Annotated in this window: 19 protein-coding genes; 4 read left to right on the top strand and 15 right to left on the bottom strand. The window is 67.2% G+C overall.

Annotation, left to right across the window (positions count from 1 at the left end; translation table 11 throughout):
- Window positions 1–28: 28 nt before the first annotated feature.
- The 5 genes from lpxO to LMA02_RS20790 all read right to left on the bottom strand — a co-directional run bounded on the left by lpxO (window position 29) and on the right by LMA02_RS20790 (window position 4,794).
- A complete protein-coding gene (lpxO, locus tag LMA02_RS20810) occupies window positions 29–928 on the bottom strand; it encodes a lipid A hydroxylase LpxO (protein ID WP_228909632.1) in 900 nt (299 codons plus the stop codon).
- Between the two features lie 208 nt (window positions 929–1,136).
- Complete coding sequence (locus LMA02_RS20805; protein ID WP_228909631.1) at window positions 1,137–1,691, bottom strand: carboxymuconolactone decarboxylase family protein; 555 nt, start codon at window positions 1,689–1,691, stop codon at window positions 1,137–1,139.
- Between the two features lie 25 nt (window positions 1,692–1,716).
- A complete protein-coding gene (locus tag LMA02_RS20800) occupies window positions 1,717–3,051 on the bottom strand; it encodes an aspartate aminotransferase family protein (protein WP_228909630.1) in 1,335 nt (444 codons plus the stop codon).
- Window positions 3,052–3,066: 15 nt separating this feature from the next.
- Complete coding sequence (locus LMA02_RS20795) at window positions 3,067–4,116, bottom strand: C45 family autoproteolytic acyltransferase/hydolase (RefSeq protein ID WP_228909629.1); 1,050 nt, start codon at window positions 4,114–4,116, stop codon at window positions 3,067–3,069.
- A gap of 306 nt (window positions 4,117–4,422) precedes the next feature.
- Window positions 4,423–4,794 (bottom strand): MAPEG family protein, encoded by a 372-nt coding sequence (locus LMA02_RS20790; protein ID WP_228909628.1) that lies wholly within the window; start codon window positions 4,792–4,794, stop codon window positions 4,423–4,425.
- 304 nt (window positions 4,795–5,098) lie between these two features.
- Between LMA02_RS20790 and alr the strand changes: the two genes are divergently transcribed.
- Window positions 5,099–6,220, top strand: a complete 1,122-nt coding sequence (alr, locus tag LMA02_RS20785) for an alanine racemase (protein WP_228909627.1) — start codon at window positions 5,099–5,101, stop codon at window positions 6,218–6,220.
- A gap of 148 nt (window positions 6,221–6,368) precedes the next feature.
- Here the strand turns inward: alr and LMA02_RS20780 are convergent, their stop codons facing one another.
- Window positions 6,369–7,163, bottom strand: coding sequence for an enoyl-CoA hydratase (locus LMA02_RS20780; RefSeq protein WP_105831715.1), 795 nt, complete (start codon window positions 7,161–7,163; stop codon window positions 6,369–6,371).
- Window positions 7,164–7,281: 118 nt separating this feature from the next.
- Window positions 7,282–8,691: an MFS transporter gene (locus LMA02_RS20775; protein ID WP_228909626.1), complete on the bottom strand. Its 1,410-nt coding sequence runs from the start codon at window positions 8,689–8,691 to the stop codon at window positions 7,282–7,284.
- A gap of 133 nt (window positions 8,692–8,824) precedes the next feature.
- On the opposite strand from LMA02_RS20775, the gene LMA02_RS20770 reads away from it, so the two are divergent.
- Window positions 8,825–9,706 carry a LysR family transcriptional regulator gene (locus LMA02_RS20770; protein WP_228910067.1) on the top strand — a complete coding sequence of 294 codons (882 nt, stop codon included), beginning with the start codon at window positions 8,825–8,827 and terminating at the stop codon, window positions 9,704–9,706.
- A 13-nt stretch (window positions 9,707–9,719) separates the two neighbouring features.
- On the opposite strand, the gene LMA02_RS20765 is transcribed toward LMA02_RS20770, so the two are convergent.
- The 5 genes from LMA02_RS20765 to LMA02_RS20745 are packed head-to-tail and all read right to left on the bottom strand — an operon-like array spanning window position 9,720 to window position 14,817.
- Entirely contained in the window at window positions 9,720–10,085 is a 366-nt protein-coding gene (locus LMA02_RS20765; protein ID WP_060238818.1) for a response regulator, read from the bottom strand.
- Between the two features lie 35 nt (window positions 10,086–10,120).
- Entirely contained in the window at window positions 10,121–11,080 is a 960-nt protein-coding gene (locus tag LMA02_RS20760; protein WP_166723605.1) for a chemotaxis protein CheX, read from the bottom strand.
- Window positions 11,081–11,102: 22 nt separating this feature from the next.
- A complete protein-coding gene (locus tag LMA02_RS20755; RefSeq protein ID WP_228909625.1) occupies window positions 11,103–11,687 on the bottom strand; it encodes a hypothetical protein in 585 nt (194 codons plus the stop codon).
- Complete coding sequence (locus LMA02_RS20750; RefSeq protein ID WP_228909624.1) at window positions 11,684–12,424, bottom strand: methyl-accepting chemotaxis protein; 741 nt, start codon at window positions 12,422–12,424, stop codon at window positions 11,684–11,686. Before LMA02_RS20750 ends, LMA02_RS20755 begins: the two co-directional genes overlap by 4 nt.
- Window positions 12,425–12,426: 2 nt before the next feature.
- Window positions 12,427–14,817, bottom strand: coding sequence for an ATP-binding protein (locus LMA02_RS20745; RefSeq protein WP_228909623.1), 2,391 nt, complete (start codon window positions 14,815–14,817; stop codon window positions 12,427–12,429).
- 527 nt (window positions 14,818–15,344) lie between these two features.
- Between LMA02_RS20745 and LMA02_RS20740 the strand changes: the two genes are divergently transcribed.
- The gene (locus LMA02_RS20740) at window positions 15,345–16,034 is read left to right on the top strand and encodes an alpha/beta hydrolase (protein WP_228909622.1); all 690 of its coding nucleotides are present in this window, start codon (window positions 15,345–15,347) and stop codon (window positions 16,032–16,034) included.
- 43 nt (window positions 16,035–16,077) lie between these two features.
- Here LMA02_RS20740 and LMA02_RS20735 read toward each other — a convergent pair whose 3' ends face one another.
- Both LMA02_RS20735 and aspA read right to left on the bottom strand, forming a co-directional pair.
- Window positions 16,078–17,571 carry an amino acid permease gene (locus LMA02_RS20735; protein ID WP_228909621.1) on the bottom strand — a complete coding sequence of 498 codons (1,494 nt, stop codon included), beginning with the start codon at window positions 17,569–17,571 and terminating at the stop codon, window positions 16,078–16,080.
- Window positions 17,572–17,674: 103 nt separating this feature from the next.
- Complete coding sequence (gene aspA / locus LMA02_RS20730; protein ID WP_166725979.1) at window positions 17,675–19,081, bottom strand: aspartate ammonia-lyase; 1,407 nt, start codon at window positions 19,079–19,081, stop codon at window positions 17,675–17,677.
- Window positions 19,082–19,236: 155 nt separating this feature from the next.
- On the opposite strand from aspA, the gene LMA02_RS20725 reads away from it, so the two are divergent.
- Complete coding sequence (locus tag LMA02_RS20725) at window positions 19,237–20,211, top strand: LysR family transcriptional regulator (RefSeq protein ID WP_228909620.1); 975 nt, start codon at window positions 19,237–19,239, stop codon at window positions 20,209–20,211.
- Window positions 20,212–20,321: 110 nt separating this feature from the next.
- Here LMA02_RS20725 and LMA02_RS20720 read toward each other — a convergent pair whose 3' ends face one another.
- A complete protein-coding gene (locus LMA02_RS20720; RefSeq protein WP_228909619.1) occupies window positions 20,322–21,386 on the bottom strand; it encodes an asparaginase in 1,065 nt (354 codons plus the stop codon).
- Between the last annotated feature and the right edge of the window lie 61 nt (window positions 21,387–21,447).

Genomic DNA, 21,447 nt, shown 5'->3' with positions numbered 1-21,447 from the left:
GGTTCGACACCCGCCCGCTCGCGCCCCATCAGAGGCAGAAGATCGCGACCGCGATCCCGCCGAACAGCGCCCACTTGACGACGTAGTACACGGTGCGATTCCACGCCTTCAGCCGCTTGCCGGCGCGACGAATCGCATACAGGTACTTGAATGCATGATTGAGGCCGCCGGTGCGGTCGCCCGTTTCGTTCGGCGACGCGGCCGCGCGCATCAGCAGTTGCCCGAACGCATCGTTGACGCGCTGCGCCCAGCGATATTTCATCGGCCGGTCGATGTCGCAGAACAGGATCACGCGATCGTGCGCGGTGCGATTCTCGGCCCAGTGCAGATAGGTTTCGTCGAACATCACGGCCTCGCCGTCGCGCCATGCATACGACTCGCCATCGACGACGATCCGGCACGCGTCGTCATTCGGCGTGTCGAGCCCGAGGTGGTAGCGTAGCGAGCCCGCATACGGATCGCGATGCAGCCCGAGCTTGCCGCCCGGCGGCAGCTGCGCGAACATCGCGGCCTTGATCGACGGAACCCGCGACAGGATCTCGACCGTCCGCGGACACAACGCCTGTGCGGACGGATGCGGCGCGTCGTACCACTTCAGGTAGAAGCGCTTCCAGCCGTTGCGAAAGAACGAATTGAAGCCGATGTCGTTGTACTCGCCCGACGCCTTGATCCGGCTGGCATCGCGCAACGCGAGTGCTTCCTCGCGAAAGGTCCGCCATTCGCGCTGCAGCACCGTGAGTTCCGGAAAGTGCCGCGGGTCGAGAAACGGTGTGGTCGGCACCGAAGAGAACGCGTATGAAAAGCAGTTCAGCGGCGCGGTGAAGGTCGAGTGATCGGATAGTTGCCTGAACAACCTGTGCCGAACCTTGCCGCGCCGGTGCGTATGAACCACACACGCAATGAACACGATCAACAGGACCCACCGCATCGATCATCTCCCCGTAAGCTCTTTGCAGAAATTCTAGGTACGGGAAAAATTTCGTGCGCTGACGCGCAGGCGCTGCGATGTGCGTCGGCAAGACGCGGCGAGGATGTCGATCGCGTCACGCCAAAACGCCGAAAAGCCCGTGCTGACGGGCTTTTCGGCGCAATCGAAAGGCGCGCGCGGCATCTGCCGACGCACGCGCATGCAGCGATTATTCCGGAAACGGCAAATCAGTTTGTCCGTCTGCGCGCATACCGAACGTGTTGAGCGTCATCGCGACGAGCGCGTAATAGCCGAGCAGCGCGACGAGGTTGACGACGGTCTCGTGACCGAAACGCGCCTGCGCGCGCGCGAACGTCGCATCGCTCACGCGTTGCGTGTCGTACAGCTCGGTCGCGAATGCATGGATCAGCGCATCGTCGTCCGATTCGAACGCCGGCGTGACACCGCGCCGGATCGCGTCGGCCGTCGCGGCCGGCACGCCGGCGTCGAGCGCGATCGGATGGTGGATGTGCCACTCGGCCTGCGAGCGCCAGCGCGCGGCGGTCACGAGAATCGCGAGCTCCGAGAGGCGCAGCGACAGGCCCGTGCGATAGCGGCAGAACGCGCCGAGCCGCTGCGCGTGCTGGGCGAGCTCGGGGCTCGCGATCCAGCCGAGGAACGGCCCGTTCAGGTTGCCGCGCGGGCCGCTGAGGATGTCGGCCAGCACGGCGTTCTGTTCGTCGGTGGCCGATGCGGGATCGAAGGGAGGCAGTCTGTCTGTCATGGTCGGGACTCGGTGAGGTCGTGGTTCACGCGCCGGCCGATGCGAGCGCCGCATCGATCGCGCCGGACAGCCGCTCGACGATCGTGTCGATCTGCTGCGCAGTGCAGACGAACGGCGGAGCGACGAGGATGTGATCGCCGTTCACGCCGTCGACCGTGCCGCCCATCGGATACACCATCAGGCCGCGCTGCATCGCCTCGCGCTTGACCGCCGCATGCAGCTTCAACGCGGGATCGAACGTCGCCTTGCTGTCGCGATCGCGGACGAGCTCGACGCCGACGAACAGCCCGCGGCCGCGCACGTCGCCGACATGCGGATGCGCACCGTAGTGCGCGCGCAGCGACGCACGCAGTTGCTCGCCGCGCGCCTTCACGTTATCGAGCAGCTTCTCTTCGGCGATCACGCGCTGCACCTCGAGCGCGGCCGCGCAGGCGGTCGCGTGGCCGAGATACGTATGGCCGTGCTGGAAGAAGCCCGAGCCGTCGACGATCGTCCGGTAGATGCGGTCGCTCACCAGCGTCGCGCCGATCGGCTGGTAACCCGCGCCGAGCCCTTTCGCGATCGTCAGCAGATCGGGCGCGACTTCGTCCTCGTCGCATGCGAACAGATAACCGGTGCGCCCCATTCCCGACATGATTTCATCGAGGATCAGCAGCACACCGTACTTGTCGCACACCGTGCGAATCTTCTTCAGGTAAGTACGCACCGGCGGCACCGCGCCGGCCGTCGCGCCGACCACCGTTTCCGCGACGAACGCCGCGACGTTTTCCGCGCCGAGTTCGACGATCTTCTGCTCGAGCTCGTCGGCCAGGCGCTGCGCATACGCTTCGTCGGTTTCTCCCGCATGCTGGTCGCGATACGCATAGCAGGGGCTCACGTGGTGCGCTTCGATCAGCATCGGCAGGAACGGCTCGCGCCGCCATGCGTTGCCGCCGATCGCGAGCGCGCCGAGCGTGTTGCCGTGATAGCTCTGGCGGCGTGCGATGAAGTGACGGCGCTGCAGCTCGCCCTTCTCGACGAAATACTGGCGCGCGAGCTTCAACGCGGCTTCGATCGCCTCGGACCCGCCCGACACGAAATACACGTGTTCGAGGCCGGCCGGCGCTGCCTCGACGAGCCGGTCAGCCAGTTCCTCGGCCACGTCGGTCGTGAAGAACGACGTATGCGCGTACGGCAGCTGCTGCACCTGCCGCTTGATCGCGTCGATCACGCGCTGGTTGCTGTGGCCGAGACACGAAACGGCCGCGCCGCCGCACGCGTCGATGTAGCGTTTGCCGGTCGAATCGATGATCTCGATGCCGTCGCCTGCGACGGCGACGGGCAAGGTGGCGCGTGGAGCGCGATGAAAAACGGTCGTCATGCGTTGCCTCATGGATCAGGACGCGCTACGCGCGTGCGCGGACGGCACGATGCGCGTCGCGAAGCGCTGCGTGCCGTGTTGATGGATGGTGACGTCGATCGCTGCGTCGCGAATGGCGAACACCGCGGTCGCCAGCGTGTTCTCGTCGTCGGGATCGGCCGGATCGTCGCGATAGATCGGCAGCCCTTCCGGTGCGCGATCGCCGAGCACGCGCAGCAGCGCGGCTTCGTCGATCGTGTCGATGCCCTGTGTCAGCGCATCGACGCGGTGCTGGCGATCGCCGGACGATTGCGTGACGATCTGCGCCTCAGCTTCGCAGCCGGGATGTACGAGATGGTTGGCATGGCCAGCAAGCCGCGCGACGTCGACCACCGAGCACCGCGCGACGCTCGCCTCGATGCTCAGGAGCCGCACATCGCCGGTCGCGCCGAGCGTGTGGTGAAAGCCGCTCGCGCGCGCATGCGTGCGCAGCACGTCGGCGGCCGCATCGAGCGACGTCGCGTCGAGCACCGCGCGCGCGAGGATCATCCGCGGCACGCCGGCCGCCGGCGTAAGGATCCGCAGGTTGTTGATCGCCTGCGCGATGCCCGCGCGATTCGCGGCGAACGTATGCCCGGGCAGCGAGCCCGGGTAATAGAAGCTGATGAAGCCCGGCTTGCCTTGCGGCTGCACGTCGACGAGCAAGCAGCGCTCGCGCAGGTACGGATCGCCGTCCTCGTTGTGCGCGATCCAGCGCGTGCCGTGCGCATCGCGCGCGGCGAGCGTCGTGCAGCCGTCGGGCGCGTTGTGGATCAGCTCGCCGCGGCAATTCCACAAGAAGATGTCCTCGGCCGGCCAGCCGACGCCCGCCGCGATCCCGTCCAGTTCCGCGACGAGATCGGGGTACGCGGCCAGCGCGGCCTGCCGCAGCGCGGCGACGAACGGATGGCCGCGCCAGCGGCGCACGGCCTGCCATGCGCTGCTCTGCTGCATGTACGTATCGAACACGGGGCGAGCAAGCTCGCCGAGGCGCACGCCGATCTCGAACGGCGTGCCCGCGATGACGGGGGAAAGGGAAAGCGGCATGTCGCGTGGTTCGGTTTCGTTCAGGACACGTGTTTCAGGAATGCCTTGTTCTCTGCATGATCGAGCGATGTAAGCGGCCGGCTGGCCGGAGAACGACGACCTCGAGCCTCATCGCAACATGCGATGTTGAATTAGACATTAACGCAACATGTGTTGTCAATGCGGATACTACGACAACAAAAACATGCTCACCGGATAAATGCATGGAGAGAAACCCGCGCCGAACGGACGGGATAAATCGGAGGAAAAGGAGGCGCGGAGCGCGCGGCGCGCGAAGCCCCGCCAGCCTCCCCCTTCACGCCGTCGTCACGGCGCCGCGAAGAACAACGCGACGACGCACACCATCCCGCCGAACCACACGAGCGAGCGCAGCGACGCCCAGTTCAGCAGGTACATCAGCGTGTAGACGACGCGGATCGCGACGAACCCCATCGCGATCTGGTCGACATGGTGCGCATTCGCGCCGTTGTGCCACGCGACCACCAGCGCGGCGGTGAACAGTGCGAGCGCTTCCCACGCATTCTGGTGCGCGGCCTGCGCCCGCGCGCGCCACCCTTCGAGCTTCGCCAGGTACTCGCGCGGCGTGTGGTTGTCGTAACCCTTGCGGGCCTTGGCCAGGAACGTCAGCGGGAACGGCAACAGCGCGACGATGAACAGGCACAGCTGGGACGTGGTCATCCAGGTCTCCTCCTTTATGATTACATTGATCAATGACAGGGTCGCGCAGAGCTTAGCATTGGCCTGCGCTGTTCGGGCACCGGTTTTCTAGACGAGAGACTCGGCCGTGCGAGCTGCTGACGGCCATCGCGCCACGGATCCGGCACCCAAAATTCCACCAAATCACCGATAAATACGTTAATTAAAACTGGTCGAACACCAATAAGATAGCGCTCAACACTGGCTCGGCGCGTTGCTGCGCCAGTCTGCCGACCCGCGCCGCGCCGCCGCGCGCGCCGAACGACTTTTCGACCCGAGCCTGCCCATGCCCCGTCCCATCGTCGCCCATGTCCGTCCGGACGCCGTCCGCCACAACCTCGACTTCATCCGCCGCACCGCCGCGCAATCGCGCGTGTGGGCCGTGATCAAGGCCAACGCATACGGTCACGGAATCGAACGGATCTACCCGGGCCTCGCGGCCGCCGACGGCATCGCGCTGCTCGATCTCGACGAAGCCGTGCGCGTGCGCGAGCTTGGCTGGGACAAGCCCGTACTGCTGCTCGAAGGGATCTTCGAGTCGGCGGACGTCGAACTGGCCGATCGCCACCGGCTGACGGTGGCCGTGCACTGCGACGAACAGCTCGACCTGCTGATCGCCGCGAAGCCGCAGCAGCCGCTCGACATCCAGCTGAAGATGAACTCGGGGATGAACCGGCTCGGCTACCGGCCGCACGCATTCCGCGCCGCGTGGGAACGCGCGGCGGCCGCGCCGTCGATCGGCAAGATCACGCTGATGATGCATTTCGCGAACGCCGACGAAGGCGAAGTCGACTGGCAGCTCGAACAGTTCGATGCGGCCACGGCCGGGATTCCGGGCGAGCGCTCGGCATCGAATTCGGCGGCCGTGCTGTGGCATCCGCGCGCGCACCGCGACTGGGTGCGGCCCGGCACGATCCTGTACGGCGCGTCGCCGACCGGCGCGGCGCGGCACATCGCCGACACGCCGCTGATGGCCGCGATGACGCTGACCAGCAAGATCATCGGCGTGCAGACGCTCGCGCCGGAAGAGACGGTCGGTTACGGTCGCCGCTTCACCGCGGACCGGCCGATGCGGATCGGTGTGGTCGCGTGCGGCTACGCGGACGGCTATCCGCGCCACGCACCGACCGGCACGCCGATCGCGGTGGACGGCGTGATGACGCGTGTCGTCGGCCGCGTGTCGATGGACATGCTGACCGTCGACCTGACGCCGTGCCCGAACGCGGGCATCGGTTCGAGCGTCGAGTTGTGGGGCGATCAGGTGAAGGTGGACGATGTCGCGGAAGCCAGCGGCACGATCGGTTACGAGCTGATGTGCGCGCTCGCGCAGCGCGTGCCGGTCGTGATCGTGCCGCCGGGGGCGTCGACGATGGAGCCGCTGCTGCGCACGGGCAGCCACGGGCGATGATGGAGGTCACGGATGCGGCGGCACGCTGTCGTGTCGTGGCGTATCCGGATCCATTTGCGGGCCGCGTTGCAAGCGGCCCGTTTGCTTTTACGGGGTGCTCGGAACGCAGGCGAACGAGTACGCGCTATCGCCCCGCCGCGACGCTGCGCTACGAACGCCACGTCGGCTTGCGCTTCTCCAGGAACGCATCGATCCCTTCGCCGGCGTCCTCTTCCATCATGTTGCGCGCCATCACGTCGCCCGCATACGCATAGGCTTCGTCGAGCGGCAACTCGCGCTGCCGGTAGAACATCTGCTTGCCGTAACGCACCGCGGCCGGGCTCTTCGCGACGATCTCCGCGACCTTGCGCGCGACAGCCGCATCGAGTGCATCCTCGGGCACGGACTCGTTGACGAGCCCCCACGCGGCGGCCGTCGCCGCATCGACGAAGCGCCCGGTCACGAGCATGTCGAACGCGCGCTTCGTGGTGACGTTGCGGCTCAACGCGACGGCCGGCGTCGAACAGAACAGCCCGACGTTGATGCCCGATACCGCGAAGCGCGCGGTGTCGGCCGCAATCGCAAGGTCGCACGCGGCGACGAGCTGGCAGCCGGCCGCCGTCGCGATCCCCTGCACGCGCGCGATCACCGGCACCGGCAATGCGCGCATCGCGAGCATCACGCGGCTGCATTGCGCGAACAGCGTGCGGTAGTAGTCGAGTTCGGGCTTGCCGCGCATCTGCCGCAGGTCGTGGCCCGCGCAGAACGCCTTGCCCTGCGCGGCGAGCACGACGCAGCGCACGTGCGGATCGGCGGCCAGCGATTCGAACGCGTCGTGCAGGCTCGCGAGCATCGCCTCCGACAACGCGTTGAACTGTTGCGGCCGGTTCAGCCGCAGCGTGACGACGCCGTCGTGCGCGTCGCGCAACAGGATCGGCTCGGCAGTCTCTTGATCGGGTTCCATGATGTTCCGCTCGACAGGGTTCGGCAGGATTCGGTGCGGCGCGAACAGCGCAGCGATCGTGCACGCGCGTTCGCGGCGTATCGATGAAATGGTCCTCCACATTCGGCGCGGCGTCCAGTCACGTGCCTTTCGCCGTGCCCGCCGTCCGCGCGGCAACGGCGGCCGTCGCATAGGCGACACAGCCGACCGCCGCGATCGCCCACAGCGCGTCGGTCAGATTCGGCAACAGTATCGTCGCGGCGCCTGCGATGGCCACGCCGAGCAGGCTCCCTGCCTGTCTCGCCGCATTGAGGAATCCCGACGCCACGCCCGCCGCATCCGCAGGCACCTGTTCGAGCACGGTCGCGATCATCGGCGCCACGGACAACGCGGTCCCGGTGCCGAAGGCGGCCATCGCCGCCCAGACCACCGGCCACGGCGCGCGCAGCGTGAGCGCGACCGCGAGCGCCGGAATGGCCAGCGCCGCCATCCCGAGGCCGTTTGCCATCAGCCGGACCGGGTGGACGCGGCCCTGCCATTTCCCCGACAACAGATTGCCAAGCGACAAACTCAGCGCAAACGGCAACAGCGTCAGCCCCGTCTGCCGCGCACTCATGCCGAAGCGCCCATGCAGGTACAGGCTCAGGACGAACAGCAGACCGAAGTAGCCGACATAGACCAGACTGCCCATCAGGTTCATCGCGACGAATATGCGATTGCGAAACCAGGCCAGCGGAACCATCGGATTGCGGGCACGCCGCTCGACGACGATCAGCACGGCTGCAGCGAGCCCGGCGACCAGAAGTGCACACCGGACTTCCGCGGCGCCAGGGCCGCGCGTCGGCAATTCGATCACTGCAAAACACAGCGCGCCGAGTGCCGTCGCACCGAGGCACTGGCCGGCCCAATCGAAGTGGCGTGCATGCCGCGCGACCGACGCCCGAACGAGCACGGCCGCCCCGGCGAAGGCGAGCGCGCCGGTCGGTACATTGATCAGGAAAGCGCTGCGCCAGCCGAAATCATCCACCAGGATGCCGCCCAGCACCGGCCCCACGGCCACCGCGACCGACGCGATGCCCGCCCAGACCGCAATCGCGCGCGCCCGCTCGGCAGGTACGTCGAAAGTGCTGCGCACGACCGCGAGCGACGCGGGCAAAAAGAGTGCGGCGCCGATGCCCTGCACGAAACGCGCGGCCACGAGGATGGCCACGGACGACGCGACGCCGCACGCCGCCGATGCGCCGACGAACAACGCCAGCCCCGCGAGATACACGTGCTTCGCGCCGTACCGGTCGGACAGCGCGCCGCCCGCGAGGATCAGCGCCGCGAAGCTGAGCGTATACGCGTCGACGATCCACGCGAGTTCCGCGACCGTCGCGCCGAGACTCGTGCGCATCGCGGGCAGTGCAACGTTGACGATCGTCGTATCGAGTACCGCCATGAACATTCCGATCGCGACAAGCGCCAGCGTGAAGCGCTGCTCGCGCGCCGTCGGGCGGCTCGCTGCCGCCATGGATACGGGAACGGAAACAGGATTGCAATCGGTCATGAGATCTCCAGGCAGATGCCGGGAGTCTAGAAACCGCATGCGATGCAGAAAAGTGATAATTTTGCATTTCCCTGATGCAGATATGCATCCTCACTTCCCGCCGCCGCGCTGCCCGATGACACTGTCGACCCGCATGAACTGGGACAATGCCCGCTTCTTCCTGGCCCTGGCGCGCACCGGCACGCTGCGCGGCGCCGCGGCGCAACTGAACGTCGATCAGGCGACGGTGGGGCGCCGGATCGCCGCGCTCGAAGACGAGCTCTCGGCGCGCCTGTTTCTCCGAACGCCGGCCCTCTACGTGCTGACCACCGCGGGCGAAGCGCTGCTCGAACCCGCCGAAACGATGGAACGGGCGTCGCTCACGATCGAACGACGCGTGATGGGGCTCGACGAGCAGTTGGCCGGATCCGTGCGCATTGCCACGACCGACTCGCTCGGCAAGCGTTTCGTGATTCCCGCCATCGCCCGCTTGCGGCGCAGGCATGCCGGCATCGACGTCGTGTGCGTGACGTCGGCCGAAATCGCCAATCTCACGCGCCGCGAAGCGGATCTCGCGATTCGCACGTTGCGGCCGGAATCGCCGGACCTGATCGTCAGGCGGCTGGGACATCTCGAAACGGGCATCTATGCATCGCGCCACTACCTGGCCGAGCGCGGCGAACCGGTCGCGGGCAGCGCGTTCGACGGACACGATCTGGTGATGTACCAGCAGCCGGTGATGCCGACGATGTGGGACGCACTATGCGGCGAACCGACTTCGCGCGGCCGCGTGATGTTCCAGACATCGTCGACGATGATGCTGGTCGAGGCCGCGCTTGCAGGGCTCGGCATTGCCGAGCTGCCGTGCTTCCGCGCCGAAGCCGAGCCGGAACTGGTGCGTCTCATGGCCCGGCGATGCAATCATTTCGACGTGTGGCTCGTCGCCCATGCTGATCTCTACAAGACCGCACGCGTGCAGGCCGTGATCGAAGCCGTCGTCGACGAATTCGCAACCGCCACGCCATCCACCCGGTAACGGGCTTGCGCGCTCAGCCCGCGAGCTTCTTCAGCGCGTCGAGCACCGCATCGCCCTTGAACGGCTTCACGATCCAGCCCTTCACGCCAGCGGCCTTGCCGCGCTCCTTCATTGCCGGGCTGCTTTCGGTCGTCAGCATCACGACGTTGACCGACGCGTTCGCCAGTTCGCCGCGGATCTTCTCGACCATCGTCAGGCCGTCCATGTTCGGCATGTTCACGTCGCTGATCACGAGGCGCACGCCGGGCGTTGCCTTGAGCTTCGCGAGCCCGTCCTTGCCGTCCACCGCCGTCGCGACGTCGAGCCCGTGATTGCGCAGGAAACCCGCGACTTCATCGCGCACCGTGCCCGAATCGTCGACCACCAGAATCTTTGCCATGCCGTGTTCCTCTTTCGTTGTGACTACTTCAACATTCAAAACAGTTCGAGTTCGCCCGATTCGACCATCGGCCCCACGTCCTGCACCGATTCGCGGAAATCCTCCGGCGACCAGCTCAGGCTGAAAACGAAACGCTGATCGAGCTGCACCGACCGCCCCGATGCGGGGTCGGTCATCCGGTACTTGAAACAGAGCTGCGGACAGTCGCCGCCGAACGAAATGAACTTCTGCTTGTGATTGACGACGAGCGGCACCTGCACCGGATGGCGCGCGAGCGCCTCCGCGTCGCCGAGATAGCGGTTCTTGAACGCTCCCCACACGAGGTTGGTCAGCTCGCCGAGCATGCTGTTCACGTCGCGGAAATCGGGCGCGCGGCCGTCGTCGCGCGTGCCGCCGATCATGTCGAGCAGCGGCTGCTCGCTCGTCTGCAGCAGCATGTAGCCGCGGCACCACGCGCTTTCGAGCGCGATCAGGCTGAACACTTCGCCGAAGATGATCTGGTCGCGCACGATGCACGGCGTGTCGCGCTCGATCGTCATGCCCGGGAACAGACTGTCGAGCCGCGCCTCGGTGATCTCCGAGATGCCGCGCACGAGCGCGTTCGGATAGTCGCGGCCGAACAGGTATTCGCCGATCGCACGCGCGAGCGGCGTCATGTCGTCCGCGACGTAGGCCGCGCACGCGACGCGCGCGAGCGCTTCGGGCAGCCCGTCGCGCGACGCGTCCGACGCACGGCGCAGGATGATCGGCAGCTCGGGGCGCAACGCGTCGATCTGCGTCGCGATGATCGCGCTCTCGGCCGGCGAACCGCCGTAGTCCTCGGCGAGCAGGATCGCGCCGAGATCGATGTTCGAGCGCAGCACCTTCAGCAGCCGGTTGCGCCGCACGGTCAGGCCGACGAGGTTGTGCTCGTCGCAGAAGCGCTTGATCGTCGCCGCATGCGCCGGGCTGTCATCGAGCACGAGCACCTTGCTGACGGGTTGGTCTACGGTCATCTCGTGAAGTCCTCGGAATCTGTCAAAACAGTTCGAGTTCGCCGCCCGTGTCCACGCTCGCCCCTTCCGGCACGTGGAAATCGACCGGCGCGTTCGCGCACACGCACAGCGTCGCGCCGATCCGCACGTCGCCGTCGAGCGTCACGTCGTACGCGGCCACATGATCGGGATTCAGCGCCGGCAGGTAGTCGATGCTCGCGCCGCTCAGCAGGTAAGGCGTCGACATCCCGAGATCGGGGAACGGCGCGGTCAGCGCCTGGTTGATCGCGCCGCAGCACAGGTTCGCGACTTCCATGAACGCTTCGGGCAACGGCCGCTGCGCGCTCACGCCTGACGCGGCCGCGGCGAAATGACGGCGTGTCGGCGTGTCGTCGCGAAAGCGCAGCGCGAGCAGCAGCCGGAAATGCAGGGCCGAGATCGTCAGCACCGCGACGTGCTCGGACACCTTCGGCGTCGTGCGCGACTTCTGGCGTGACGGATCGTGCGATGCGTCGTGCGCATCGCCCGCGGCCGGCCGGATCTCGCAGGCGCCGCCGGACGCGAGCCGCGTGCGCGCCGCATCGAAGAAGATCCGCTCGAAACCGGCCCGGGCCTGCACGCTGATCACGCCGCCGCTCCTTCGAGCCGCGCATGCAGTTGCCCGGCGAGTGTCTCGACCGTCGCCAGCGCGGCCGTGATCATCTTGCCGCCGGCCTGGATGTCCTGGAACGTCGCGGCCGTCACGAGATCGTTGCGGTTCAGGCTGTCGCGATAGCTGTTCGACAGTTGCTGCGAGCGCGCGGCGAGCCCGCGCACCTCGCTCGCGACGATCGAGAAGCCGCGTCCGGCCGCACCCGCGCGCGCAGCCTCGATCGATGCGTTCAGCGACACGATCGACACGTGCGCGACGATCGCCGACAGTTCCTGGTTCTTCGCGCGCATGTCCTGGTTCTGCGTGGTCAGCGAGATCATCTGCTCGTGCCAGCGTTCGAACGTGCCGGCCAGCCCGCGCAGCCGCGCCGCTTCGTCGGCAAGCTTCGTCGCTTGCTGCGCCAGTGCCGCGCGCTCGGCCGCGAGCGCCTGCAGCGCGTCGCGCTGCTCGCCGGCGCCGGCCGCGTCGCGGGCCAGTGTTTCCTCGAGCTCCGCCTCGCGGCGCGCCCATGCCTGCGCCGCTTGCGTCTGCGCGGCGACGGCTTCGTCGGCACGCGCATCGGCCGCGCCGAGCGCATCGCGCAACGCATCCGCTTCACGCGTCAGCGCCGCAACGAGCCGCGCTCGCATGACGCGACACACGATCGCGGCGATTGCCGCGACCACCAGGCCGCCCGCCAGCGCGGCGCCGATCGGGATCATCCATGCTTGCACGATCACTCCGCCACGTCGACGTTCACGATGCCGGCGCGTGCGTGCGGCTCGGCGTGGTGCGCGGCGCCGTCCGCGGCGAAGCGCGCCGGCAGCGACACGATCGTCTCGAACGCGCGATACGGCGAGCCGACACGATCGTCGGTGAAGCGCAGCGTGATGTCGCCGCCGTCGCGCTTCAGGAAGTTGCGCACCGCGTCCATCCCGACGCCGCGCCCGGACACTTCGGTCACGGCACGCGCGGTCGAGAAACCCGGACGGAAGATCAGTTCGGCCACCGCTTCGTCGGTCAGCGCGGCTTCGTTGCCGGCGTCGATCCACCCGCGCTCGCGCGCGATCCCGCGAATCCGGTCGAGCGCGAGGCCGCGGCCGTCGTCGCCTAGCACGAAACGCAGCGCATCATCCTCGACGTCGACCGCGATGTCGATCTTGCCGGCCGGCGCCTTGCCGGCCGCGCGTCGCTCGTCGGACGTTTCGATCCCGTGATCGATCGCGTTGCGCAGCAGGTGCATGAACACGTTCTTCAGCGTCGCGCCGATCTCGCTGCGCACGCGATGGCCGTTGCTGTCGATATGCACGACGGGCGCCGGCTTGCCGAGTTCGGCCGCGAGCGACGGCAGCGATTCGATCACGCCGCCCAGCGCGTCGCCGATGCCCTGCGTGCCGAACTGGCTCAGCAGGCGGCGCACCGAATCGCGCGCCGCGAGCCAGTCGCCCGCGTTCGCCGGATCGGCGCCGTCGAGCATGCGCAGGCTCTCGCTGATATGCGCGCGCTCGACCATCAGGTAGTCACCGCCGCCGGGCTGCGCCGGCTCGCCCTGGCGGCCGAGCGTGACCGCGTTGATCGTCGCGTAGTGATCGACCGCCTCGCGCACGCGAACCAGGTCGTCCATCAGCGCATCGCGGTTCCACTCCGGGCCGCCGTCCGCACGGCGCAGCGATTCGTACGCCTGCTCCGCTTCATGCACGATGTTGGTCAGGTGCTGAAGGCTGTACGTGCGCGCATTGCCCTTGATCGTGTGCATGTTGCGAAACAGCGCCGCGACGATCGAGTGATCCGCCCGTTCGTGCTGGCGGATCATCCGCTCGTTCTCGCTGAGGAAGCCCTTCGCGCTGTGCACGAAGTCATGGAACTTGTCCTGGCTGATCGACAGAATCTCGCCGATCATCTCGAGGCGGCGCTGCTGCTCGCCGGCCTGCGCGGTCAGCTCACGGATCTCGGTCACGTCGCGCACGCACAGCATCAGCCGCACGACCGTGTCGGTCTCGTCGGTGATCGCCGACCAGCTCAGGTCGAGCCACTTCTCGCGGCCGTCCGGCATCCGCTTCGCGACTTCGTTGACGAGCAGGTGCTCGTTGAACGCGAAGTTCATGCTGTCCTCGCCGAGGCACGCATGCACGGCCGCATCGACCTGCGAGCGCGCGTCGGCGCCGATGCTCAAATCGTCGAACACGAGCGTCATCAGGTCGCGCCCGGCGATGTCGCTCGTCTCGAAGATGGTCTCGAGGTACGCCGAATACTCCGCATGCACGACGCCGCCTTCGACGACCGTCATGATCCCCTGCTGCATGTTCTGCAGCATCGCCTGGATGTCGGCCGTCTTCTGCTTCAGTTGCGCGGCGTTCTCCTGGATCTTCTCGATCATCCCGTTGAACGCGACGATCGAATGACCGATCTCGTCCATCCGGCCCACCGGCACGCGGCGCGTGAAGTCCTGGCTCGTCGCGATCTCGCTCATCGCCGTCTGCATCCCGATCAGCGGGCGCGTGATCTGGCGGTACAGCACGAAGCCGAGCGCGGTCAGCAGCACGACGACCGTGCCCGCGACAGCCGCGATCGCGGTCGCCGTGGTCGACAGCATGCCGTTCAGCGCGCGGATCGCGTCGTCCTTCTGGCGGTTCTTCTCGACGCGCAGCGTGTCGACGATGCTTTCGAGTTCGTCGCGATACTGCGCGACGTTCGCGAACAGGTAGGCCTGCGCCATCTCCGGCTTGCCGTCGGCCTTCATCTTCACGGTGTCGTCGATCGCCGCGAAGTAGTTCGCGGCGCTGTCCTTCGCCTGCTCGACGAGGCCCTGCTGCGCCTGCCCGACCGCCGACCTGGCCTGCGCGTCGAGCGCCGCGCGCAGTGCGGCCTGTTTCGCCTTCAGCTCGTCGCGCGCCTGCGCGGCGGTGTTCGCGTCGGGCGCGTACACCAGCGTCATCGTCGCGATCTGGATGTTCTTCACATCGGCGACGAGATCCGCCGACGCGAGCGCGCTCGGCACGATTCCCTGGGTAACCTGACGCACCTCGGACGCGCTCTTGCGCGTCTGGTACACGGCGTACACGCCGATCGCGGACAGCGCGAAAAACGTCAGGACGACTAGCAGCGTAATGCGATGACGAATGGTCATGAGTACAGCTCCCCGCAGCGATCCGGCTTCGATCGCCCTTTGGTCTATTGAAAGAATGTGAGCGCCGAATTATCGGGGATGGTGTATGACTGTCCGATGACTGCAAATCAATCGGTCATTGAGGAAATCGCAATGGTCAATTGCGGCGAGAAAATCCTAAAGTTATTCTCGAATCGGCCGTTAACCTCTGGGCTGCAGGCGCTGTCGGGGCGACCAGGCGGCCTGCCGTAAATGAATCCGGGTATTTATTCTTTTATTTGTGATCCGGCAATTCAATCCGGTCGAATACCGGTAAAACGTTTGCGTATTATCTGCGAATCGAGTCGCTTGTTCGGTCTCTTTCGCCGGTATTGATGCAGCCTTTTACTGCCGGCGAATCCGTCCCTCCGCAGTCGCTGCCCCTATATTGGGGACCCTGGCCCCCTTACATTCATTCCCGTCAGGAAACAATCAATCGCCATCCGGCGATTCACGTCGCCGTCCCCGCGTTCTAGACTGTCGGCTCATCCCCCTACCGGACCCACGCAATGACCGACGTCCTGCCGCTGACCACCGACTCCGAATCCAGCCTCCAGTACCGGCTGCGCCCGGCCGCCGGCCGCCCCGCGGGCCGCCTGTTGCTGCTGCACGGCGTCGGCGGCAACGAAACCAACCTGCTGAACCTGGCCGGCACGATCGATCCGCGCATCGAAATCGCCTTCGTGCGCGGCCCGCTGACGTTCGGCCCCAACCAGCACGCGTGGTTTCCGGTGCGCTTCGGGCCGAACGGCCCGGAAATCGATGCGGCCCGCGCGGAGGCGAGCCGCGTGCAACTGATCGCGCTGCTGCGTGCGTTGCGCGCCCCGGACGCCGACACCGGCGCTCCCGACTTGCCCGCCGTGATCGCCGGTTTCAGCCAGGGCGGCATCATGAGCGCGAGCGTCGCGCTCACGTCGCCGGCCGACGTCGCCGCATTCGCGGTGCTGTGCGGGCGCATCCTGCCCGAGATCGATCCGCTGATCGCGTCGCGCGACGCATTGAGCCGGCTGCACGCGCTGGTGATGCACGGCCGCTTCGACGACAAGCTGCCGCTCGCGTGGGCCAATACGGCCGACGCGAAGCTGACGGCGCTCGGCGTCGCGCACGACACGCGGCTCTACGACGCCGGCCACGAACTCACGGCGCCGATGGCCGACGACTTCAGCCGCTGGGTCGGCGCGCGCGTCGGATTGAACTGAGCGCACGGGCGGTCGACCTGCCCGTGCGCATCATTAGACATCGTCAGACGTTGCTGGCCGGATCGGCGATGGCCGGTGCGGCACTTGCCTGCTCTCGCGCGGCACCGCGCTTCGCGAGCTTCCAGCCGATCACCAGCGCGAGCACGACCAACGGAATCATCCCGACGGTCCACGTGCCGCCCGGGTAATCGAACGCCATCAGCACCAGCACGCTGACGAGAAACCCGAGCGTGAGCCACGACGTGAACGGTGCGCCGGGCATCCGGAACGACACGGGGCTCAGCTCGCCGCGATTGACCGCGCGGCGGAACAGGATCTGGCACATCACGATGAAGCCCCAGGTCGTGATGATCCCCAGCGACGCCATGTTCAGCACGATCTCGAACGCCTGCGCCGGCACGATGTAGTTCAGCGGCACGCCGATCGCGTTGACCGCGACCGTGACGAGGATCCCGCCGTACGGCACGCCGCGCGCGTTCATCCGCGACACGAAGCGCGGCGCCGAGCCACCCATCGCGAGCGAACGCAGCACGCGCCCGGTGGAATAGAGGCCGGAGTTCAGGCTCGACAGCGCGGCGGTCAGCACCACGACGTTCATCACCGTGCCGACGTACGGCACGCCGAGCTTGCTGAAGAACGTCACGAACGGGCTTTCGTGCGCGCTGTACGCGGTCCACGGCAGCAGCATCGTCAGCAGCACGACCGAGCCCACGTAGAACAGCGCGATGCGCCACATCACGCTGTTGATCGCCTTCGGCAGCACCTTGCGCGCATCGGCGGTCTCGCCCGCCGCGACGCCGACCAGCTCGATGCTCGCATATGCGAACACGACGCCCTGCACGATCAGCACCGCCGGCAGGATGCCGTGCGGAAAGATCCCGCCGTGATCCGCGATCAGGTGCAGCCCCGGCATCTGGCCGGCAACCGGATGGCCGCTCGCGAGAAACACGGCGCCGACCCCGAGGAACAGCGCGAGCGTGCCCACCTTCACGATCGAGAACCAGAACTCCATCTCGCCGAACACCTTCACGCCGATCATGTTCATCACCGACACGATGCCGAGCGCGCCGAGCGCGAACACCCACTGCGGCACGTCCGAGAACGCGGCCCAGTACTTCATGTAGATCGCGACCGCGGTGATGTCGACGATGCCGGTGGTCGCCCAGTTCAGGTAGTACATCCAGCCCGCGACGAACGACGCGCGCTCGCCCATGAACTCCCGTGCGTACGACACGAACGCGCCGCTGGTCGGCCGGTGCATCACCAGCTCGCCGAGCGCGCGCATGATCAGGAATGCGAATACGCCGCACACGAGATACACGACCGCCAGCGCGGGCCCCGCGCTCTGCAGGCGGCCGCCCGCGCCGAGAAAGAGGCCGGTGCCGATCGCACCGCCCATCGCGATCATCTGCACGTGTCGCGGCTTCAACTGTTTCGCATAGCCGGCTTCGTGCGACGCGAACATCGCTTCGCGATCGGCATGACGGGGATCCGCGCCGCCGGCCGTGTCGGCCGGGCGCTCGCTGACGTGCTTCATGGTGTGTCTCCGTTTCTTGATGTATCGCGCCCGTCGACGGGGCGCTGCGGTAACGGGCGCGCGCGGGCCGCCGGCGGCATGCGCCGGCGCCGCGCGGCCGGAATCAGTACGCGCGCGGACGGATCAGCGCTTCGGGCTGCAGCGCTTCGTCCAGTTGCGCGGCGGTCATCAGCTCGCGATCGAGCACGACTTCGCGGATCGACTTGCCGCTCGCGTGCGCCTCGGCGGCCACGGCGGTCGCGCGCTTGTAGCCGATGTACGGGTTCAGCGCGGTCGCGAGCGCGACCGACCGCTCCATCGTGTCGCGCAGGCGCTCGGGGTTCGCGGTGATCCCGCTCACGCAGCGGCCCGCGAGCGTCGTGCAGGCGGCCGTCAGGTGGCTGAAGCTGCGGAACAGCGCGCTCGCGATCACCGGCTCGAACGCGTTGAGCTGAAGCTGGCCAGCCTCGGCGGCGAACGTCACCGTCAGGTCGTTGCCGAACACCTCGAACGCGACCTGGTTCACGACCTCCGGAATAACCGGGTTCACCTTGCCCGGCATGATCGACGAGCCGGCCTGCACCGGCGGCAGGTTGATCTCGCCGAACCCGGCGCGCGGGCCGCTCGACAGCAGCCGCAGGTCGTTACAGATTTTCGACAGCTTGACCGCGATGCGCTTGAGCACGCCGGAAATCTGCACGAACGCGCCGCAGTCCTGCGTCGCTTCGATCAGGTTCGGCGCGGTGCTCAGGTCCAGGCCGGTGATGCGTCGCAGCGCGGCCAGCGCCTTCTCCGCGTACTGCGGATGCGCGGTGATGCCGGTGCCGATCGCGGTCGCGCCGAGATTGATCTCGCGCATCAGCCAGCCGGCTTCCTGCAGGCGCGCGATGTCTTCCGTCACCATCACCGCGTAGGTCGAGAACTCCTGGCCGAGCGTCATCGGCACGGCGTCCTGCAACTGCGTGCGGCCGAGCTTAAGGAGGCCCGAGAACGCGTCGGCCTTCTCCGCGAACGCATCGCGCAGGCGCGCCATCGCCTCGAGCAGATGCTCGACCGCGAAGCAGGTCGCGATCCGGATCGCGGTCGGATAGACGTCGTTGGTGCTCTGCGCGAGATTGACGTGCTCGTTGGGATGCAGGTATTCGTACTGGCCGCGGGCATGCCCCATGATTTCGAGCGCGCGGTTGCAGATCACCTCGTTCGCGTTCATGTTGGTCGACGTGCCGGCGCCGCCCTGGATGATGTCGACCACGAACTGGTCGTGCAGCCGGCCTTCGCGGATCTCGACGCACGCCGCGGTGATCGCGTCGCGATACGCGGCCGGCAGGAGCCCGAGCTCGCAGTTCGCATCGGCGGCGGCTTCCTTCACGGCCGCGAGCGCCATGACGAGGTACGGCAGCGACGCGATCGTGCGCCCCGAAATGTCGAAGTTCTCTTTGGCGCGCAGCGTGTGGACGCCGTAGTACACCTCATTCGGAATGCTTCGTTTACCTAAAAGATCCGCTTCGACGCGGAAGCCGTTTGCCGTCATGGTGTCCCCTCCAGAATTGCCCCGTGCCGCCACGGAAACCGGCTGCGCTCGCCGCTTCCCGGGACGACGGGATCGCATTCTATGCCTTTGCATAAAGAAGCTCGATTCTGTATTATCGAAAGCGGTTTTGCGTGGGACGCAACAACGAGAGACGAATGAAAACCATGGCGAGAGACACCGGCCTCGATCACCTGGGCGCGATGCGCGCGTTCGTGCGTGTCGTCGAAATGGGGAGCTTTTCCGCGGTCGCGAAGGAGATGCACGTGTCGACGTCCACCGTCGCGCGCAAGATCACGGCGATCGAGGACGCGTTGGGCGTCGCGCTGCTGCATCGCTCGACGCACAACGTGACACTGACGGAAGCCGGCCACATCTACCTGGAACGCGCGGTCACGCTGATCGCCGATCTCGACGACACGCTGCGCGTCGTCGCCGAGCTCAATGCACAGCCGAGCGGCCCGCTGAAGCTCACCGCCCCGGTCGCGTTCGGCCGCCGCCATCTCGCGCCGCTGATCGCGCCGTTTCTCGCGCGTTACCCGACGATCCAGCTCGACGTGCGGCTCACCGACAACCACAACGACCTCGTCGCCGGCGGTTACGATCTCGACATCCACGAAGGCGAGAACTATCTGGACAACCTGGTCGTCCACCGTCTGTCGCGCAACGACAGCATCCTGTGCGCGACGCCCGGCTATCTCGACCGCTGCGGGCGGCCCGCGACGCCCGACGACCTGCTGCATCACAACTGCCTGCGCTACGTGCATCCCGAAGGCGATCCGCGCTGGGAACTCGTGCGCGGCGACGCGCGGCACAGCGTGCTGCCGGCCGGCAATCTTGTCACCGATCATTCGGAGCTGCTGCTGGAGGCGACCTGCGCGGGGCTCGGCATCGCCGAGTTCGAGATCTGGCTGGTGCGCGACCTGCTCGCGAGCGGCCGGCTCGAAGCCGTGCTGCCGCGCTATCGGCTGCACAACAAGCTGACGGGCGAGCACATCTACATCGCGTATCTGGCGAACCGGCGCAGCTCGGCGAAGCTGCGCGTGCTGAAGGACTTTCTCGCGGACCATCTCGCGCACATCGGCGAGCTGTCGGAAGTCGAACTGATGAAGATTCGCGACGCGGGCGCGTAGCGGCCGCGCGGGCGGCCGCAGGCGCGCCGGTCAGCAGGCAGGCATCGATGCCGCACACATCGTACGCACCGCCCGCATACGGCCTCGACGTGTCGAAGCGTTACCTACCTTCAGGCAGGCTGCAATTCGAACGGGAACGTCGCGTGCCCGATCTCGACGCCCTGCGTGTTCAGCATCCGCGGCCGGTGGAACGCCGCGAGCCGCGCGCGCTGCGCGTCCGTGCCGATCCGCAGCCGTTCGAGCAGTTCGCTGACCATCATGTACAGCACGTCGATGTTGCCGTCCCCGATCTTCACCGAGATGCCGAGCGCGCCGTCGGCGCCCAGTTCCCGCGTGCGCGCCGACGCGCGTACGCCGATCCCGTAGCACGCATCCGCGCCGAGCTTGCCGACGACCTGCCCTTCGAACGCGTCCATCAGCACCGTGCAGTAGCGCCCTTCTCCGGCGACCAGCTCCGGATGGGCCGTCATCGCATGATGAATGCGCGCCAGCGCACGCACGCGATCGGTCGTTGCAGCACCGCGGGCTTCCACCGTATCCGCGCCGTCGGCCACCGACGCGTAAAGGCGCGCGAGGCGGTCGAGCGGGAACGCCGGCGTCGGCAGGTTGCAGCCGTCGATCGCCCAGTCGACCTCGTCGTCGCGCAGGCCGCACGCATTGGCGACCACCTGCTTCACGCGCACCTGCATCGGATGCTCCGGCAGATGGTAGTCGGCGATCGCGGCGCCGATCGCCCGCGCGCCGGCCAGCATCCCGACGTGCTTGCCCGAACAGTTGCTGCAGACGCCGGTCGGCGTGTAGTCGCGCTTGATCCACGAGCGGTACACCGCGTCCGACAGCGGCGCATGGCCGCCGCAGCGCAAATCCGACTCGTTCGCGTCGACCTTCGCCAGCATCGCCCGCGTGCGCGCGATGTGCCGCTCCTCGCTGCTGTGCGACGCGCACATCAACGCGATGTCCGCATCGTCGAAACCGAACCGCTCCGGCGCGCCCGTCTCGATCACGGACAGCGCCTGGGCCGGCTTCGCCGCCGAGCGCGCGAGCGTCGTCCGGAACGGATCGCCGAGCCTGAACAGCAGCTTGCCGCCGGCATCCACCACCGCCACATCGGCGACGTGCGTGTTCTCGATCGCATTGCCGCGGTACGTGACGACCGCTGCGCGTTGGGTGTCCATCTTGTGCTGTCTCCTTCGTCGGGCCTGATTGCCGGGGCCCGTGCAACCGGTACGGCAGTGT

The sequence above is a fragment of the Burkholderia sp. B21-005 genome (assembly GCF_020843965.1).
GTDB lineage: Bacteria > Pseudomonadota > Gammaproteobacteria > Burkholderiales > Burkholderiaceae > Burkholderia > Burkholderia ambifaria.
Note: the sequence above shows the minus strand (reverse complement) of the source record. Positions and strands in the feature narration are given on the sequence as shown.